Here is a 17,711-nt window from a genome sequence, read left to right as displayed (position 1 = left end):
GCAGCGCGGTGACCGCCTGCGGCGCGACCGCCACCCGGGCCACCCGCGTGCCGAGTTCGGTCACGGTGAACAGCCACGCCGGCACCTCGGCCTGGCCCCGGCTGGTGCGTATGGGCACGGTGCCGAGCGTGACGGCGGTGACGGTCAGCGGGATGCAGGCGGTGCCGGCGGCGGCGGAGACGGCCCCGTCGGGGCGCGGCTCCCCCGTCGGGGCGGGCGCCTTCGGGCGGCCGTCGCAGGGCGGTGGGTCGCCCTGGTCGAGCTGCCGGTACGCCTCGGCCGCGCTGACCAGCGGCACGGTCAGTTTGCCGTCCGGGAAGCGGATGGTGCCGGTGGCCGGTCGGGTGGCCGGGATCTCGATCTGGTCCCGGTACCAGCCGGCGGCGAGGGCCGCCTCGAGGTCGGGGGTGAGGTCGGGGTCGCCGACCAGCACGGTGGGGCCCTGCAGCGGGACGTACCCGCTGGTCCAGGTCGCGTCGGGCTGCCAGGCTTCGGCGACCTCGACGGCCCGCTGGTGGAACGCCTCCCACCGGTGGTCCGGATCGCCGCCGGAGGGGGCGGAACCGGTCGGCGCGCAGGCGGCCACGGCCAGCAGGGGGAGCCCGAACAGGGCGACGAGTCGACGCATGCCGGTTTGACGGAGGCCCGGAACGGCCGGTTCCCGCCTCAGGTCTCCCCGCCCAGATCGCTCTGGTACGCCTCCCAGAGCAGGTCCGCGCCGTGCTGCCGGTGCCGGGTCAGGGCCCGCAACAGATCCCCGGTACGCCGGCGCAGCTCCGCGGCGGTCACCCGGCGCTGCCGCACCGCGTGCTGGAGGTCGACGAGCGCCGCGAGCAGCGCCGCGTGCTCGCCGGTCAGCAGTCGTACGCCCCGGTGCAGTCGGGGTGCCTGGCCGAGCAGTTCGGCGTAGAGCCCACCCGGCCCTTCGGTGAGCCGGACGTGGTCGACGAAGCCCTGCCGGACCGGGACGAGGTGGCCGGCGACGCGTTCCCGCCAGTGCGGCTGGCCGGCCGGCTGGGCGAGTGCCCGGGCCAGGGCGGTCAGCTCGCCGGCCGAGACGGGCCGGCGGGTGGCGGGCGGGCGGACGACGGACGGCTGCTGGATCGGACGGGTGACCACGGGCACCTCCCCGCGCTGCTGGCGCTTCATCGCGTACAGCGATGGTGGACCCGCAGCTCAGGGCATGTCCAGAGCACCGGAGGGACTCATTGGCCCCACGTGTCCCGCTGGCCCCGCCAGCACCACCGGCAACAGTCGACGGGTACAGCGATGCGCCCCGGCCGGGTGGGCCGGGGCGCATCGTCAGGTGGTGGAGGTGCCGGGAATCGAACCCGGGTCCTTCGCCGCCTTGTCAGGGCTTCTCCGAGCGCAGCTCGCTGTGCCTCTACTCGGCCCCTCCGATCACGCGAGCGAGTCGGTGTGACGGGCCCAGTCGCTGATTGATCTCGCCGCACGGACCCCGCGACCGGGTCCGGTTGGCCAGCCTTCTAGCTGATGCCGGCTAACTGGGTCGAAGGCGCTCCCAGGCCGACAGACTCGCTACTCGCCTCAGGCGGCGAGAGCGAAGTCAGCGCGATTGTTCTTGGCGCTTATTGGTTTCCGACGAACGATTCTCGAGACGACGTCGGCTTCCTCGGCTCGCTTCCCCTGCCGCAACGTACGAAGTCGAAACCAGTCACCCCCTCGGCGGGCCGCCGGTGTTGGCGGCTCCGTCAAGACTAACCCCTGCCGCAACCGGATTCATCCCGAGGCCCGGCTCGACCCGGCCACCAGCGGCAAATGGGACGAATCAGTCGTCCATTCCCTTGCCGCGCCGACCCACCGCCCGGGTGATCTCCCGGTCGGCGTCCCGCTTGGCGAGGTCCTGGCGCTTGTCGTACGACTTCTTGCCCTTGGCCAGGGCGATCTCCACCTTGGCCCAGCCGTCGGAGAAGTAGATCTGCAACGGCACCATGGTCAGGCCACCCTCGCGGGTCTTGCCGATCAGCCGGTCGATCTCCAGGCGCTTGAGCAGCAGCTTGCGGGTACGCCGGGGCTCGTGGTTGGTCCAGGTGCCCTGGGTGTACTCCGGGATGTGCATGCCGTGCAGGTAGAGCTCGCCGTCACGCTCCTGGGCGAAGGCGTCGACCAGGGACGCCCGACCGGCCCGCAGCGACTTCACCTCGGTTCCGGTCAGCGCCATGCCCGCCTCGTACGTGTCGAGGATGGCATAGTCGTGGCGGGCCTTCTTGTTGGAGGCGACCACCTTGCGGCCCTTTTCCCGTGGCATCCGGCGCCACCCCCTCTCGTGTTCCGACCCGCGACCGGACGGCCGGCCGGCGGGCGCAGATCATGCTACCCGAACGCCAACGACCCTCTCGCGCCGTTTGTTTCCGGCGCGAGAGGGTCGGCGGAGAGCCGGGTGACTAGACCCGCAGGTAGAACCGGAGCGTGACCCAGCCGGTGATCGCGCTGAACAGGGCGCCGACGCCGGCCATGATCGGGAACATCAGGAAGATGTCCGACCAGGAGACCGGCGTGATCAGGCCCTCCAGGGCGGACAGCGAGCCGCCCGAGGCGACCGACTTCCCGACCGCCATGAACGCCAGGGCGAGGATCGAGCCGATCAGACCGGCGACCACGGCCTCCAACACGAACGGCGCCTGGATGAACCAGTTCGAGGCGCCGACCAGCTTCATGACCGCGACCTCACGCCGCTTGCTGTAGGCGGCCACCTGGATGGTGTTGGCGACCAGGAGCAGCGCCGCCGCGGCCATGAACACCGCGATGGCCAGCGCGAAGGTCTGGATCCCGGTGAGGACGCCGAACACCTTGTCCAGCAACCGGCTCTGGTCGACGATCTCGTCGATCCCCTCGGTGCCCTTGTACTGGTCGTAGATGTTCTTGTACTGCTCCGGGTCGACCAGCTTGATCCGGAACGACTCGGGCAGCTGGTCGGCCTTGACGGCGTTCACCAGGTCCGGCGCGTCCTGGTACATCTCCTGGAAGCGCTTGTACGCCTCGTCCTTGTTGACGTACGTCACCTCCTTGACCAGGGGGTCGCTCTTCAGCTTGGCCTCGAGGTCGTCCCGCTGCTGGGGGGTGGCGTCGGTCTTCAGGAAGATCGAGACCTGGACGTTCTCGTAGTAGAGGTCCTTCATGTCGCCGACCTTCTGGTACAGCAGGCCCGCGCCGCCCAGCATGAACAGCGACACCGCCATCGTGATGATCATCGCGATGGTCATGGTGACGTTGCGCCACAGTCCGACCAGTACCTCGGACAGGACGTACTTCATCCGCATCGGGTGTTCCTCCGGCTCTCCGGCGTGAGGTGTTCGTCGTCAGGTCGTACGGCAGGGATGGCGCGTCGGCTCACCCGTAGACGCCGCGAGCCTGGTCACGCACGATGCGACCGCTCTCGATCTCGATGACGCGGCGACGCATCTGGTTCACGATGTTGGAGTCGTGGGTGACCATCACGACGGTCGTACCGGTGCGGTTGATCCGGTCCAGCAGGCGCATGATCTCGATCGAGGTGTCCGGGTCGAGGTTACCGGTCGGCTCGTCCGCGAGCAGGATCAGCGGACGGTTCACGAACGCCCGGGCGACCGCGACCCGCTGCTGCTCTCCACCGGAGAGCTCGTGCGGGTAGCGGTGCTCCTTACCACCGAGCCCGACCAGCTCCAGAACCTCCGGCACCACCCGGCGGGCCACCGCCTTGGTCTTGCCGATCACCTCGAGAGCGAACGCCACGTTCTCGTAGGCGGTGCGGTTCGGCAGCAGCCGGAAGTCCTGGAAGACGCAGCCGATCGAACGCCGGAAGTGGGGCCGCTTCCAGGAGCGCATCGTCGTGACGTCCTTGCCGTTCACGACGACCCGGCCCTTGTTGGGGCTGACCTCGTGCAGCAGCATCTTGATGATGGTGGACTTGCCGGAGCCGGAAGGACCGATGAAGAAGACGAACTCGCCCTTCTCGATCGAGACGGACACGTTGTCGAGCGAAGGCCGGGACGCCTTCGGGTACGTCTTCGTCACTTGCTCAAGCTGAATCACGGGTCGTGAGTCTACGCGGTGTAACCGCAGAGCCAAGTGCCACGGGCCATCGTTGCGAGGCGCGTCATCGATTCCCCCGCTGACCTGGAGATCGATGACGCGCCGCGTCCACGAACGATCACGCAGTGTCGCCGGCGAGTTGCTGCTGCTTGCGCCAGCGGATGCCGGCCTCGATGAAGGAGTCCAGTTCCCCGTCGAAGACGGCGGACGGATTGCCGGTCTCCTGCTCGGTACGGAGATCCTTCACCATCTGATACGGGTGCAGGACGTACGAGCGCATCTGGTCGCCCCACGAGCCGGCGGCGTCGGTCTTCAGGCCCGCCATCTTGGCCTGCTCCTCCTGACGCTTGCGCTCCAGCAGCCGGGCCTGGAGCACCCGCAGCGCGGAGGCCTTGTTCTGCAACTGGGACTTCTCGTTCTGGCAGGTCACCACGATGCCGGTCGGGATGTGGGTGATCCGCACCGCCGAGTCGGTGGTGTTGACGCTCTGCCCGCCCGGCCCGGAGGAGCGGTACACGTCGACCCGCATCTCGTTCTCGGGGATCTCGATGCTGTCGGTCTGCTCCACCACGGGCAGCACCTCGACCCCGGCGAAGCTGGTCTGCCTGCGGCCCTGGTTGTCGAAGGGGCTGATCCGGACCAACCGGTGGGTGCCCGACTCGACACTGAGGGTGCCGTAGGCGTACGGGACCTTGACCGTGAAGGTGGCGGACTTGAGCCCCGCCTCCTCGGCGTACGAGGTCTCGTAGACCTCGGTCGGGTAGCCGTGCCGCTCGGCCCAGCGCAGGTACATCCGCAGCAGCATCTCGGCGAAGTCGGCCGCGTCCACGCCGCCGGCGCCGGCCCGGATGGCCACCAGCGCCTCCCGGGAGTCGTACTCGCCGGAGAGCAGGGTGCGGACCTCCATCTCCTGGATGGCCTTGGTCAACCCGGCGATCTCGGTCTCGACCTCGGCCAGCGCCCCGGAGTCGCTCTCCGCGTCGGCCAGTTCCAGCAGCACGTACGCGTCGTCGAGGCGGGACCGCAGGCTGCCCAGCTTGCTGATCTCGCCGTTGACGTACGACAACTGGGAGGTCACCTGCTGCGCGCGCGCCTGGTCGTCCCAGAGGTCCGGCGCGGACGCCTGCTCCTCCAGTCGGGCCTTGTCCGCCCGGAGGCGGTCCAGGTCGAGCACCGACTCGATGTTGCGCAGGGTGGCGTCGAGTTCCTTGAGCTGTTCGGCGTAATCGGCAACGGTCACGACAGACAAGCGTACTGCGAGAGCCGGCGGCGGGCTTGCGAGCCCCACGGTCACCGGGAACGTGTCCCGGGCGACCGGCCCCTGGGCGGTCAGCCGACCGGTGCGGTCTTGAGCCAGGACAGCGCGGCCTTGTGGTAGGCGACGGCGAACTCCAGCGCGCTGGCGTCGTACGTCTCGCCTTCCTTCTTGGCGTTCTTCACCTGTTCCCGCACGTTCGCCAGGGCCTCGGTGTGGTACTCGTTGGCGGTCGCGTACAGGTTCTTCAGCTGACTGGCCGAGTGCAGGTTGCCGAAGGCGATGCGCAGGGCGACCGGGTTGCGGATGGTGTCCTTGCCGGGGTTCTCCGCCAGCCACCGCGAGAACGTCCGTTTTCCGGACGGGGTGATCGCGTACGGCTGGCTCATCCGCGGCCCGGGCTTGCCGAGCCGCACCAGACCCCGCTCGGCCAGCACCGGCAACTCCCGGTAGACCTGACTGCGGGTCATCGACCAGTACGGCGCCAGTCGGCGCTCGGCGGCGGCCATCAGTTGGCCGCCTGTCATCGGCCCGTCGTGCAGCAGACCCAGCAGGGCCGCCGCGGTAGGGTTGACTCCGGATTCCGCCATGCCCTCTAAGCTGCCACTTTGCCGTCACCACGTCCAGGATTTCCGTATTTGCCACCCGGCAGGTTTTCCTATGTGCACTGTCGGCCGACGACAGTGACGCCAGGAGCGTCGATGCCTCGACGCCGTCCGGCGGGCGGTCACCGCGCGTGCCCCGGCCGCCGGCTCTCTCCGTCGGGTGGCGGAGCAGCCCGGCCGGCGGCGCCGTTCACGCCGCCGGCGGCCGTCGAGGCTCAGCCCATGTGCGGGTACGTGTGGTCGGTCGGCGGCACGAAGGTCTCCTTGATCGTCCGGGGCGACATCCAGCGGACCAGGTTGTGCCAGGAGCCGGCCTTGTCGTTGGTGCCGCTGGCCCGCGCGCCACCGAACGGCTGCTGCCCGACCACCGCGCCGGTCGGCTTGTCGTTGATGTAGAAGTTCCCGGCGGCGTACCGCATCCGCTCGGCCACCGCGTCCACCACCCGACGGTCGGTGGCGAAGATCGAGCCGGTCAGCGCGTACGGCGCGATCGACTCGGCCTGGGCGACCACCTCGTCGAAGCGGGCGTCGTCGAAGACGTGCACGCCGAGGATCGGCCCGAAATACTCCGTGGTGAACGTCTCGTGGGCCGGATCGGCACACTCGAACAGGGTCGGCCGGACGAAGTACCCGACCGAGTCGTCGGCGGTGCCGCCGGCGAGGATCCGACAGCTGTCGTCGCCGGAGATCAGCTCCAACGCGGCGGTGTGCCGGCCGAACGCCTTGTCGTCGATGACCGCGCCGCCGAAGTGGGTGAGGTCGGTGACGTCGCCGTAGCTGAGCGCCTCCACCGTGGCGGCCAGCCGGTCGCGCAGCCCGCCGGACCAGATCGACCGGGGGACGTACGCCCGGGACGCGGCCGAGCACTTCTGGCCCTGGTACTCGTACGCGCCCCGGATCAGCGCGGTGTGCAGGGCGTCGACGTCGGCGCTGGCGTGGGCGACCACGAAGTCCTTGCCTCCGGTCTCGCCGACCAGCCGCGGGTAGCCCCGGTAGCCGGCGATGTTCTCGCCGACGGTCCGCCACAGGTGCTGGAAGACCTTGGTGGAGCCGGTGAAGTGGATGCCGGCCAGGTCCGGGTCGGCGAGGACCACGTCGGAGACCTCCTCGCCCCGCCCGGTGACCATGTTGATCACACCGGGTGGCAGGCCGGCCGCCTCGAACAGCCGCATGGTGAAGTGCGCGGCGAACTGCTGGGTCGGCGCGGGCTTCCAGACCACGGTGTTGCCGAGCAGGGCCGGCGCCGAGGGCAGGTTGCCGGCGATCGCGGTGAAGTTGAACGGGGTGACCGCGTAGACGAAACCTTCCAGCGGGCGATGGTCGAACCGGTTCCACACCCCGGGCGAGGAGAGCGGCTGCTCCGCCAGCAGCTTGCGGGCGAAGAACACGTTGAACCGGAGGAAGTCGACGAACTCGCACGCCGAGTCGATCTCCGCCTGCACGGCGGTCTTGGACTGGCCCAGCATCGTGGCGGCGTTGAGGGTGTCCCGCCAGGGGCCGGCGAGCAGTTCGGCGGCGCGTAGGAAGATCGCCGCCCGCTCCTCGAAGGGCAGCGCCCGCCACATCGGGGCGGCGTCCTTGGCGGCCCGCACCGCGGCGCGGGCGTCGTCGTGGGTGGCGTGGCCGGTGACCCCGAGGACGTGCGCGTGCCGGTGCGGCTGGACCACGTCTATCGGTTCACCGCCGGCCATCCGCTGCTCACCGGCGATGGTCATCGGCAGGTCGATCCGCTCGGCGGCCAGCTCGGTCAGCCGTCGCTGGAGCCGCTCCCGGTCGGTGCTGCCCGGCTCGTAGGTGCGTACCGGCTCGTTGCGCGGCTCGGGTACGGAGAAGACGGCGTCCATCACGGCTCCTGTGGGATCTCGACGGCGACGGCGGGAACCGGACCCGCGGGCACCGGCCGGGCGGCCGGACACCGGCACGCCGCGTCGGGTACCGGTCGCGGCGGCGGGACCTGCCGCGATTCTTCCACGCCGGTCCGGCGACGATCACGTCCCGCCCGGCCGGAAACCGTAGATCGTCAGGCTCGGCGCGACCTCAGGCACCGATCCGTACTCAGAACCGCGGATCAGCCGAAGAAAAGCAAGGCCGGCGGCCTGCCGCCACGGTCCCGTCGGTTCGCCGCCGCAGCCGGCGGTGAGGCTCCAACCGGGCGCGTACGCTGGATGGCCGATGACCTGCCCGGCCCGCTGGCACGTCGGGCGCGGCGGCGAAGGGGAGAGCATGAGCAAGCAGCCCGGCAGCTCGACGGCGGCGCAGCCGGACCAGCCGGACACTACCGACCCGGGCGACGAGGCCCCGCCGGTCGACCGAGGGGCAGCCCTCCCGCCGGACGGCGACGCCACCGGACCGGGCGACGGGCGGCCGGCGGCCGCCCCGGGTGCCCCCGCGCTGGCCCTGCTGGCGATCGGTTGGCTGGCCGCGATGCTCTGGTCGACCCGGGAGGCCATCCACTCGGCGGCGGTCGGGCTCACCGCCATCAGCCTCTCCGCCTTCGCGCTGCCCGGAGTGATCTCCGCCGCCCTGGTGGCCGGCGCGGCCGTCGCGCTGGCGGTGGGCGAGTTGCTGGCCGGACGGCTCGGCGACCGGGCCACCCTGCGCTTCGTGACCGCCATCGGCACCGGGCTGCTGGTCGGGCTCGGCACGGCGGTCGCGATCAACCTGACCTACGCCGACAACGCCACCACCAACACCATCGCCGGCACCAGCGCGGCGGCGGCCATCATCGGTGCGGCGATCGCCGGGGCCCGTACCGCCGCGCCGATCGGTGCGATGGTCGCCGCCACCCTCGGCACGCTGCTGTTCGTGGTGGCGTTCAGCCGCGCCCGGGACCCGCTGTTCGAGCTGTTCGGCGCCGGCGACTCGCAGGCGTCGCTGGTCGACGCCGCCAAGTGGGTCTCCCGCACCGAGTCGCTGCTGGCGGGTCTGCTCGCCGGACTGCTCACCTTCGGCTACCTGACCTGGGCCCGCCGCCGGGCGGTCCGGCGCGACCCCGCGGCACCGGCGCTGCGCTGGCCGGCGTACCTGGTCGCGGGCGCCGGACCGGGTCTGCTCCTGCTGCTCACCGAAGTGATCATCCGCGTCGGCGGCCGGACGCTGCTCGACCTGGCCGGTGCGCTCAGCGAGGCCGACTCGGTCGCGCAGACCAGCCTGGGCACCTCCCGGATCGACAACGGCATCTGGGTGCTCTTCGTGGGGGCGCTCACCGCGTTGATCCTCTTCGGCCGCACCCTCGACCCGGCCCGCCACGACGCCGACGAGCCGGAGACGGCCGAGGACTGAGCCGACGGGCGGCGTCCCCCGGGTCAGGACGTCGCGGCGTGGATCAGCAGGTCGAGTTCGGACGGGTCGTACCACTCCAGCTCGTGGTCCTCGGCGCCGTCGACGGTGAACTGGGCGTCCGGGTCTCCGGCCAGGGCCTCGCTCACCGCGTCGACGGCGGCCGTGACGTCCTCGACCGCCGCCGCCCCGTCCACGTGCAGTGCGGCCACCGCCGTCATCGGCACCGGCCCGTCGAGCAGCACGTGGCTGGAGCCGAGTTCGCCGCCGGCCCGCCCGACCGCCGCGGGCGGCAGGTCGACCGAGACCACCACCCGGCGGCGGGGCGCTGCCGGGTCCGCCCGCAACAGTTGGAGGGAGTCCTGGGCGGCGCGGGTGAACGCGACGTACTCCAGCTCCTCCTCGTCGCCCTCGGCGTACCACTCGCGCAGGGTGGGAGTGACGGCGTGCGCCTCGGCGGCCGGCAGCCCGTGCTCGCGGAGCAGGGTCAGCATCGGTACGGTCGCCGGGACGTACACCCGGACCAGCTGGTCGCCCACGGTCGTCTCCCCCGCTCGCTCACCGACCGGCAGGTCCGCCGGTCCCGGGCGCCGATCATGCCGTACGCCGCCAACCGTCATACACCCCGCACCCGTGCGGACGGAAGCGTGCCGCACCGGGCCGGTATGCCCGACCGTCCGCCCGGTGCTGGGCCGGACCCGTCGACGGTGGCAAACTGAAGCAAACGACGCCAACACCGGGGGTTGACCGTGGAGCCGAGGTTTCTCCTGCTCTCCGACGTGGCCACCGAGTTGAACGTGTCGGACTCGCAGGTCTACCACATGGTGCGCAGCGGCGAGTTGCCCGCGATCAAGATCGGCGGGCGCGGGCAGTGGCGGGTGGAACGCGCCCGACTGGAGGAGTACATCCAGCGCAAGTACGCCGAGACCGCCGAGTGGGTGCGGGGCAATCCCCTCGCCGACCGCGACAGCGAGTAGCCGTGCCGCCGCTTTGCGGCATTGACGTCGGGCGTTGCCGTGCTCAAGAATTGGGGCTTGTCAGAGGCAAACGAAGGCAAACGTAGGGATCGAGGTTGAAATGATGGCCGACTCGCGCCGTCCCGGGCCGTCGCGGCCGTCGATCCGGTTGCGCCCCGCCCCGCTCAGTGAGCCGCCGTACGCCGACGAGGCCCCCGACCTCTGGCCCCGACCCGCCGGGCAGCTCGCCCTCGATCTCTTCGGTGCGGCGCACCAGCCGGCCGGGCGACCAGCCGGCCGCCGGCACGATCCGCGACCGCCGAGCCATCCCGGTCGGCCACCCCTGGCCGCTCTCGTCACCGCCACGCCCGAGGCCACCCGGGCCGCGCATCGGTTCGTCGGCACCTGCCTGGAGATCCTCAACGGCTACCGGCCGCCCGGGCAGCTCCGCGCGCTGGTCGCCCCCGGGCGGGTGATCGAGGTGACCGAGCAGTTGGCCCAGGTCGCCTCCCGCACCGGGCCGGTCCGGCGCCGGGCCACCCGCCCCACCCTGCACCTGCGCCGGCTGCGGGTCTGCGAGCCCCGGCCCGCCGCCGTCGAGGTGGCCGCCGTGCTCGCCAGCCCCGGCCGGAGCTGGGCCATGGCGGTACGCCTCGAACACCGCGCCGGCACCTGGCTCTGCACCGTCCTCCAGGTGCTCTGACCCGCCGTGATCGACACCGACCGGGGAGAAACGGCGCGGAGCCGCGGCCCCTGGGGACCGCGGCTCCGTTCGCGGATCGGATCGGCCCGGAATCCGGGCCGCCGCTGGCTCAGGCCCCGCCGTTGGGCGAGCCGTGGCAGCGCTTGTACTTGCGGCCGGAACCGCACGGGCAGGGGGCGTTGCGGGACGGTCCCCCACCCTCCGCCTCGCCCGGGTTGGCACGCCGCGCGGTGCTCGCCGCAGCCATCGCCGGCCCGCCCAGCGGGCCGCGCGGCGCCGCCTGCGCAGCCGGTCGCGCCGGCTTCGCCGCGCTGCCGGCACGCGGAGCCGGCGCCTCCTGCTCGGGTCGCTCGATGACCGGGGTGCCCCGGCCAGCCTCGCCGTCCACGCTCGGTGCGGAGTACTGCAGCCCCTGCGGCTGCGGCACGCGGTTGAGACCCTTGGCGCGGATCTCGACCGGCTTCTCCAGCAGCTCGACCTCCTCGGCCGCCGGCTCCGGCTCCTGGACCTGCACCTCCAGGTTGTAGAGGAAGCCGACCGTCTCCTCCTTGATGCCGTCCATCATGGTGGCGAACATGTCGAAGCCCTCGCGCTGGTACTCGATGACCGGGTCGCGCTGGGCGTACGCCCGCAGGCTGATGCCCTCCTGGAGGTAGTCCATCTCGTAGAGGTGCTCGCGCCACTTGCGGTCGATGACCTGGAGCAGCACCATCCGCTCGAGCTGGCGTACCCCCTCCTCGCCGAGCTGCTCCTCGCGCCGGTCGTACGCGGCGTGCGCGTCCTCCTTGAGCCGGGCGAGGATGAAGTCCTGGTCCAGGCCGGCCCGGGAGCCGACCTCCTCCTCCAGCTCCTCGACGGTGACGCCCACCGGGTAGAGCTGCTTCAGGCTGACCCAGAGCTGGTCGAGATCCCAGTCCTCGGCGTACCCCTCGCTGGTGGCGCCCACGACGTACGCGGTGATCACGTCGTCGATCATGTTGCGGACCTGGTCGGAGAGGTCCTCGCCGTTGAGCACGCGCAGCCGCTCGGCGTAGATCACCTGGCGCTGCTTGTTCATGACCTCGTCGTACTTGAGGACGTTCTTGCGGATCTCGGCGTTCTGGCCCTCGATCTGCGCCTGGGCGCTCTTGATCTGCCGGGTGACCATCTTCGACTCGATGGGCACGTCCTCCGGGATGTTGAGCCGCTCCATCACCGCCTCGACCGCACCGGCCCGGAACCGCTTCATCAGCTCGTCCTGCAGCGAGAGGTAGAAGCGGGACTCGCCCGGGTCACCCTGACGGCCGGCACGACCGCGCAGCTGGTTGTCGATCCGGCGGGACTCGTGCCGCTCGGTGCCGAGCACGTACAGCCCGCCGGCGGCGGCGACCTCCTCGGCCTCCGCCTCGCATGCCTGCTTCCAGGCGGGGAGGACCTCCTCCATCGCCTTGGCGTACTCCTCCTCGTTCTCCACCGGGTCGAGGCCGCGCTGGCGCAGCTCGCTGGCGGCGAGGAACTCGGGGTTACCGCCGAGCAGGATGTCCGTACCACGGCCGGCCATGTTGGTGGCGACGGTGACCGCGCCCTTCCGCCCGGCCTGGGCGACGATCTCCGCCTCCCGGGCGTGGAACTTGGCGTTGAGCACCGAGTGCGGGATGCCCCGGCGGCGCAGCAGCTGCGACAGGATCTCGGAGTTCTCCACCGAGACGGTGCCGACCAGCACCGGCTGGCCCTTCTGGTGCCGCTCGGCGATGTCCTCGATGACGGCGTTGAACTTGGCCCGCTCGGTCTTGTAGATGACGTCGGCGCGGTCGTGGCGGATCATCGGCCGGTGCGTCGGGATGGTCACCACGCCGACCTTGTAGACCTTGTTGAACTCGCCCGCCTCGGTCTGCGCGGTACCGGTCATGCCGGACAGCTTCTCGTACAGCCGGAAGTAGTTCTGGAGGGTGATGGTGGCCAGGGTCTGGTTCTCCTGCTTGATCTCCACCCCCTCCTTGGCCTCGATCGCCTGGTGCATGCCCTCGTTGTAGCGGCGGCCGTGCAGGATGCGGCCGGTGAACTCGTCGACGATCAGGACCTCGCCGTCGCTGACGATGTAGTCCTTGTCCCGCTTGTAGAGCTCCTTGGCCTTGATGGCGTTGTTGAGGTACCCGACCAGCGGAGTGTTCACCGACTCGTAGAGGTTGTCGATACCGAGCCGGTCCTCCACCTTGGCGACGCCGCGCTCGGTGACCGCGATGGTGCGCTTGGAGTGGTCGACCTCGTAGTCGCCCTCGCCGTCGGTGCCCGCCTGGAGACGGGCCACCACGCCGGCGAACTCGGAGTACCAACGGGCGGAGTGCTCGGCCGGACCGGAGATGATCAGCGGAGTCCGAGCCTCGTCGATGAGGATCGAGTCGACCTCGTCGACCACCGCGAAGTTGTGGCCGCGCTGGACCAGCTCGTCCTTGGACCAGGCCATGTTGTCGCGCAGGTAGTCGAAGCCGAACTCGTTGTTGGTGCCGTAGGTGATGTCGCACTCGTACGCGGCCCGGTGCTCGCTGGCCGGCCGGTTGGGCAGCACCACGCCGACGGTGAGCCCGAGGAACTCGTGCACCCGGCCCATCCAGGCGGCGTCCCGCTGGGCCAGGTAGTCGTTCACGGTGATCACGTGCACGCCCTTGCCGGCGAGCGCGTTGAGGTAGACGGCCATGACCGAGGTCAGGGTCTTGCCCTCACCGGTCTTCATCTCGGCGATGTTGCCGAAGTGCAGCGCCGCGCCGCCCATCACCTGGACGTCGTACGGGCGCTGGCCGAGCACCCTCGAGGCGGCCTCACGGCACACGGCGAACGCCTCGGGCAGCAGGTCGTCGAGGGTTTCACCGTCGGCGAGCCGTTCCCTGAACTGGTCGGTCATCCCCCGCAGCTCGTCGTCGGTGAGGTTGACGTAGTCGTCCTCGATCGAGTTGACGGCGGCGGCGATGGCCTTCAGCCGGCGCAGCATGCGGCCCTCGCCCGCGCGAAGGACCTTTTCCAGAATCGACACGGATCAACGCTCCCCTAGACAGTCTCGACCCATCGTAGGCGCTCCATCGGCACGATGGTCACTGGTGGCGGCGGCACGCCCCGGCGAAAACGACATAACGCGCCCGCCACCGAGTCACCGGCGCATATCCGGTTACGCCCACCGCGAACGATCCGGCACCATGCCCGGATGGAGCCTGTGGAGATCACCGAGGACGGCCTGCTGCTGCGCCCCTGGCGAGCGACGGACGCCGACGACGTGCACCGCGCCTGCCAGGACCCGGACATCCAGCGCTGGACCACCGTACCTCGTCCGTACCTGCCGGAACACGCCCGCGGTTTCGTCACCGAACACAGCCGGCGGGCCTGGGCCGAGGGCACCGGCGCGCCGTTCGCGGTCTGCGACGCCGCCACCGGCGAGTTGCTCGCCGCCTGCGGTCTGATCGCGATCGACCACGACCTCGGCTCCGGCGAGCTCGGCTACTGGACCGCGCCGTGGGCGCGCGGCCGGGGCGTGGCGGTACGGGCGTCCCGGGCGGTCGCCCGCTGGGCGTTCGACACGCTGCGGCTACGCCGGCTGGTCTGGCAGGCCGAACTGGGCAACCACCGCTCCCGGCTGGTCGCGCTGCGGGCCGGCTTCCGGGTCTCCGGCGAGCTGCGGCTGGCCCGCCCGCACCAGGGCGGTCGGCCCGACGGCTGGGTCGGCTCGCTCCTGCCCGGCGAGGTGCCCACCCCCGGCGGGTCCGGCCCGGCTGGCCCGAACACCCTGCAGGCGCGGCGCGCCGCGGTCTTCGGCCGGCCGCAGCCGGTCCTCTTCGCCGGCACCGGCGAGACCGAACTGCGGCTGCGCCCGATCGAGACGCGCGACCTCGACGCGATCGTGGCCACCTGCCGGGACGAGCAGACCATCAGATGGACCACCGTGCCGCACCCGTACCGGCGGGAGCACGCCGAGGCGTTCCAGCGGGACGTCGCCGACCTCGCCTGGGCCCGGGGCGAGGGGGCGTACTTCACCGTCGCCGACGGGCAGGACCGCTACCTGGGCTCGATCGACCTGCGCGTCGGCGCGGACCCGCTCGCCGGTCACGTCGGTTTCATGACCGCGCCGCACGCCCGGGGTCGCGGCCACATGACCGCCGCCGTGGCCGCGCTGGCCGCCTGGGGCTTCACCACCCTTGGGCTGGCCCGCATCGAGTGGCTGGCCATGGTCGGCAACACGGCGTCGCGGCGGGTGGCGGAAAAGGCCGGTTTCACCATGGAGGGTGTGCTGCGCGGCCGGTTGCCCACCCGGGACGGCCGGGGCGACGCGTGGATCGCCGCGCTGCTCGCCGAGGACCTGACGTGATCCCCGAGGTCGTGGAGGCGGGCGCGGTCCGGCTGCGCCCGTTCCGGCCGGGCGACGCCGAGGACCTCGCCGCCGGCTGCGGTGACCCGGAGGTGTCGCGGTTCAACCCGGACACGCCCCAGCCGTACCCGATCGCCCATGTCCGGTCATGGATCACCGAGGGCGCGCCGGCGGCCTGGACCACCGGCGGAGCGGCGTACGCGATCGCCGACGCCGCCACCGACCGGCTGGTCGGCGGCGCGGGCCTGAGTCGGGTCGCGGCCGCGTACGGGCAGGCCGAGGTGGGCTGCTGGGTGGCGCCCTGGGCGCGGCGTCGCGGCGTCGCGACCGCCGCCGTCCGCGCCCTGACGGCGTACGCGTTCCGCGCCGGCCTGGCCCGGCTGGAACTGCTGACCCACGCCGAGAACCCGGCCGGTCAGCGGGTCGCGCTCGCCGCCGGTTTCCGCCACGAGGGGGTACGCCGGGCCGCCGGCCGGTCCCGCGACGGCGGCCGGCGTGACCTGATCGCCTGGACACGCCTCTCCGGCGATCCGGACGGTCCGACCTCTCGCCCTCTGCCGGACCTGCCCGGCGGCCGGCTCACCGACGGCGTGGTGATCCTGCGCCCGCTCGGCCCGGACGACGTCGACGTCATGTACCGCCTGCACACTCTCGCGGAGGTGGTCGCGAACCAGGCTCCGCCGGTACCGCCGACCCGGGCCGCGATCGAGCGACGCTGCCGGACGGCGGAGAGCGCCTGGCTGACCGGCGTCGTCGCGCGCCTGCTCATCGTCGACGCCGCCAGCGGCGAGCCGGCGGGCAGTTGCGGGCTGTCCCGGTCGGACCCGGCCAGCGGCGAGGGAAGCGTCGGGTACGCGCTGTCGCCCGGCTGGCGCGGCCGTGGGTACGCCACCCGCGCGCTGCGACTGCTCGCCGGTTGGGCGTTCGGCCCGGTGGGGATGGCGCGGCTGGTCGCCGGCACGCTGCCGGACAACACCGCCTCGCACCGGGTGCTGGAGAAGGTGGGATTCCGCCGGGAGGGCCTGCTGCGCGGGCGACTCCCGGGCCTGGACGGCACCCGGATCGACGACCTGGTCTTCGGGGTGCTCCCGGAGGAGCTGCGCTGACTCCGGCCGTGGTGGCGGCGCGGGCCGCCACCACGGCGGTCAGCGGTCAGGTGTCGAGGGCGATGATGCCGTAGTCGTACGCGTGCCGCCGGTAGACGACGCTCGGCCGGCCGGACTCCTTGTCGTGGAACAGGTAGAAGTCGTGCCCGACCAGTTCCATCTGGAACAGGGCTTCGTCCACCGTCATCGGATCCGCCGGGTGCACCTTGGCCCGGGCGATGTGCCAGGGCTGGTCGTCGTACTCATCGGTCGGCTCCTCGGCGCGCTCGGCCACCGCGGTGGCGGTGCCGGTCGGGGACAGGCCGGGCCCGTCGAGGCCCGCCACCGGCAGGCCGGCGGTCGCGGCGGCGACGGAGAGCGGCGCGTGCCGGCCCCGGTGCACACGGCGGCGGTCGGCCGCCCGACGCAGCCGGGTGTCAAGTTTGGCGATGGCCGCGTCGAGCGCGCTGTAGAAGTCGCTCGTGCAGGCCTCGGCGCGGATCACCGGCCCCCGGGAGACGCAGGTGATCTCCACGCGCTGGCAGGTGTCGGACTGGCGGGGATTGCGTTCGTGGAACAACTCCACGTCGACCCGGATGAGCTTGTGGTCGTAGCGTTCGATTTTCGCGAGCTTCTCGGCTACGTGCACCCGGTAATGGTCCGGCACTTCGACGTTTCGGCCCTTGACCACGATGTCCACGTGACCTCCCTCTTTGGATGGCCGTCTGTTCTTCTACGACCCGGTCGACGGACCCAGGGAGCCTCCCGTACGGCGTCGACCGGTCAGTGCGGCTACGCCTCCTTCCACCGTCGGGGGACGGTGTGTGGCACCTCCTACCCCCGACACCGAAACGCTAACTCCGATTCGCCCGGCAGTCACCCCCGGTTGTCGACAACGCTCAGGAAATTCACAGCACATGCCACCAAGGGGTGAAAATGAATCACGAAGCGTCACCATTGCTGCCGTTTTTGCGTTGCCGCCAGTACCGCCGCGACATTTGGCGTCATTCCCGTGCCGTGCAAAGTCCGACTCACCGCCGCCAGGGTGGCCCCGGTGGTGAGGATGTCGTCGAGCACCACCACCACCCGGCCCGCCGCCGAGCGCCGCCGGCCACCCCGCGCCCGGAACGCCGACTCGGCCGCCACCGCCCGCCCGGCGCTGTCCAACGCCACCGAATCCGGCCGGGGCAGCGCCCGCAGCGGCCGGGCCGTCGCCACGTCCCAGCCCACCCCGCTCAGCCGGGCCGCCGCGTGCCGGGCCAACCGGCTCAGGTGGTCGCCGTAGCGGGCCCGGGCCGCCGCCGCGGTGTCCGGCACCGGCACCAGCAGCACCGGCCGCGCCGGGCCCACCGCGGCGGCCACCACCTCGGCCAACAGCGCGCCCAGCGGCCGGGCCAGCCCGTGCCGGCCCCGTTCCTTGTACGCCAGCAGCGCCTCCCGCAGCTCGCCCGCGTACGGGCCGAGCG

The 17,711-nt window shown here is 71.6% G+C and carries 16 protein-coding genes, 1 other RNA gene and 1 pseudogene; 5 read left to right on the top strand and 13 right to left on the bottom strand.

The window, feature by feature from the left end:
* The 9 genes and pseudogenes from E1182_RS20550 to pruA form a co-directional block, all read right to left on the bottom strand.
* Positions 1-628, bottom strand: a pseudogene (locus tag E1182_RS20550) (hypothetical protein); the annotation flags it as partial.
* Between the two features lie 38 nt (positions 629-666).
* Positions 667-1,149 carry a hypothetical protein gene (locus tag E1182_RS20545; protein ID WP_243706330.1) on the bottom strand — a complete coding sequence of 161 codons (483 nt, stop codon included), beginning with the start codon at positions 1,147-1,149 and terminating at the stop codon, positions 667-669.
* 158 nt (positions 1,150-1,307) lie between these two features.
* Positions 1,308-1,683: a transfer-messenger RNA gene (gene ssrA, locus E1182_RS20540) on the bottom strand.
* A 106-nt stretch (positions 1,684-1,789) separates the two neighbouring features.
* Complete coding sequence (gene smpB, locus E1182_RS20535; RefSeq protein WP_132267762.1) at positions 1,790-2,269, bottom strand: SsrA-binding protein SmpB; 480 nt, start codon at positions 2,267-2,269, stop codon at positions 1,790-1,792.
* A 136-nt stretch (positions 2,270-2,405) separates the two neighbouring features.
* Positions 2,406-3,281, bottom strand: a complete 876-nt coding sequence (gene ftsX / locus E1182_RS20530) for a permease-like cell division protein FtsX (protein WP_132267759.1) — start codon at positions 3,279-3,281, stop codon at positions 2,406-2,408.
* 70 nt (positions 3,282-3,351) lie between these two features.
* Positions 3,352-4,032 (bottom strand): cell division ATP-binding protein FtsE, encoded by a 681-nt coding sequence (ftsE, locus tag E1182_RS20525; RefSeq protein WP_132182849.1) that lies wholly within the window; start codon positions 4,030-4,032, stop codon positions 3,352-3,354.
* Positions 4,033-4,150: 118 nt separating this feature from the next.
* On the bottom strand, positions 4,151-5,272 hold the full coding sequence (prfB, locus tag E1182_RS20520; protein WP_132267757.1) for a peptide chain release factor 2: 1,122 nt from the start codon (positions 5,270-5,272) through the stop codon (positions 4,151-4,153).
* Between the two features lie 89 nt (positions 5,273-5,361).
* A complete protein-coding gene (locus E1182_RS20515; RefSeq protein ID WP_132267755.1) occupies positions 5,362-5,877 on the bottom strand; it encodes a PadR family transcriptional regulator in 516 nt (171 codons plus the stop codon).
* Between the two features lie 230 nt (positions 5,878-6,107).
* The gene (pruA, locus tag E1182_RS20510) at positions 6,108-7,736 is read right to left on the bottom strand and encodes an L-glutamate gamma-semialdehyde dehydrogenase (RefSeq protein ID WP_132267753.1); all 1,629 of its coding nucleotides are present in this window, start codon (positions 7,734-7,736) and stop codon (positions 6,108-6,110) included.
* Between the two features lie 379 nt (positions 7,737-8,115).
* Between pruA and E1182_RS20505 the strand changes: the two genes are divergently transcribed.
* Positions 8,116-9,174, top strand: a complete 1,059-nt coding sequence (locus E1182_RS20505; protein WP_132267750.1) for a hypothetical protein — start codon at positions 8,116-8,118, stop codon at positions 9,172-9,174.
* A 23-nt stretch (positions 9,175-9,197) separates the two neighbouring features.
* Here E1182_RS20505 and E1182_RS20500 read toward each other — a convergent pair whose 3' ends face one another.
* Entirely contained in the window at positions 9,198-9,710 is a 513-nt protein-coding gene (locus E1182_RS20500) for a hypothetical protein (protein ID WP_132267747.1), read from the bottom strand.
* 210 nt (positions 9,711-9,920) lie between these two features.
* Here E1182_RS20500 and E1182_RS20495 point away from each other — a divergent pair, with 210 nt between their 5' ends.
* Both E1182_RS20495 and E1182_RS20490 read left to right on the top strand, forming a co-directional pair.
* Positions 9,921-10,148: a helix-turn-helix domain-containing protein gene (locus E1182_RS20495; RefSeq protein ID WP_132267745.1), complete on the top strand. Its 228-nt coding sequence runs from the start codon at positions 9,921-9,923 to the stop codon at positions 10,146-10,148.
* 103 nt (positions 10,149-10,251) lie between these two features.
* On the top strand, positions 10,252-10,830 hold the full coding sequence (locus E1182_RS20490) for an Rv3235 family protein (RefSeq protein WP_132267742.1): 579 nt from the start codon (positions 10,252-10,254) through the stop codon (positions 10,828-10,830).
* A 109-nt stretch (positions 10,831-10,939) separates the two neighbouring features.
* On the opposite strand, the gene secA is transcribed toward E1182_RS20490, so the two are convergent.
* On the bottom strand, positions 10,940-13,837 hold the full coding sequence (gene secA, locus E1182_RS20485; RefSeq protein ID WP_132267740.1) for a preprotein translocase subunit SecA: 2,898 nt from the start codon (positions 13,835-13,837) through the stop codon (positions 10,940-10,942).
* Between the two features lie 168 nt (positions 13,838-14,005).
* On the opposite strand from secA, the gene E1182_RS20480 reads away from it, so the two are divergent.
* Both E1182_RS20480 and E1182_RS20475 read left to right on the top strand, forming a co-directional pair.
* A complete protein-coding gene (locus tag E1182_RS20480; protein WP_132267737.1) occupies positions 14,006-15,160 on the top strand; it encodes a GNAT family N-acetyltransferase in 1,155 nt (384 codons plus the stop codon).
* Positions 15,157-16,266 (top strand): GNAT family N-acetyltransferase, encoded by a 1,110-nt coding sequence (locus E1182_RS20475; protein WP_132267735.1) that lies wholly within the window; start codon positions 15,157-15,159, stop codon positions 16,264-16,266. The genes E1182_RS20480 and E1182_RS20475 overlap by 4 nt, the downstream gene beginning before the upstream one ends.
* A gap of 46 nt (positions 16,267-16,312) precedes the next feature.
* Here E1182_RS20475 and hpf read toward each other — a convergent pair whose 3' ends face one another.
* Positions 16,313-16,945 carry a ribosome hibernation-promoting factor, HPF/YfiA family gene (gene hpf, locus E1182_RS20470; protein ID WP_132267733.1) on the bottom strand — a complete coding sequence of 211 codons (633 nt, stop codon included), beginning with the start codon at positions 16,943-16,945 and terminating at the stop codon, positions 16,313-16,315.
* A 251-nt stretch (positions 16,946-17,196) separates the two neighbouring features.
* A partial coding sequence (locus tag E1182_RS20465) for a ComF family protein (RefSeq protein WP_132267731.1) occupies positions 17,197-17,711 on the bottom strand: 515 nt, incomplete at its 5' end.

The organism is Micromonospora sp. KC721 (assembly GCF_004348355.1).
In the GTDB taxonomy this organism is placed as follows: Bacteria; Actinomycetota; Actinomycetes; order Mycobacteriales; family Micromonosporaceae; genus Micromonospora.
Note: the sequence above shows the minus strand (reverse complement) of the source record. Positions and strands in the feature narration are given on the sequence as shown.

Coding starts and splice junctions, on each gene's coding strand:
- E1182_RS20490 (WP_132267742.1), top strand. CDS start 10,252: ATGGCCGACTCGCGCCGTCCCGGGCCGTCGCGGCCGTCGATCCGGTTG.
- smpB (WP_132267762.1), bottom strand. CDS start 2,269: ATGCCACGGGAAAAGGGCCGCAAGGTGGTCGCCTCCAACAAGAAGGCC.
- E1182_RS20505 (WP_132267750.1), top strand. CDS start 8,116: ATGAGCAAGCAGCCCGGCAGCTCGACGGCGGCGCAGCCGGACCAGCCG.
- E1182_RS20545 (WP_243706330.1), bottom strand. CDS start 1,149: ATGAAGCGCCAGCAGCGCGGGGAGGTGCCCGTGGTCACCCGTCCGATC.
- E1182_RS20515 (WP_132267755.1), bottom strand. CDS start 5,877: ATGGCGGAATCCGGAGTCAACCCTACCGCGGCGGCCCTGCTGGGTCTG.
- E1182_RS20480 (WP_132267737.1), top strand. CDS start 14,006: ATGGAGCCTGTGGAGATCACCGAGGACGGCCTGCTGCTGCGCCCCTGG.
- pruA (WP_132267753.1), bottom strand. CDS start 7,736: ATGGACGCCGTCTTCTCCGTACCCGAGCCGCGCAACGAGCCGGTACGC.
- ftsX (WP_132267759.1), bottom strand. CDS start 3,281: ATGCGGATGAAGTACGTCCTGTCCGAGGTACTGGTCGGACTGTGGCGC.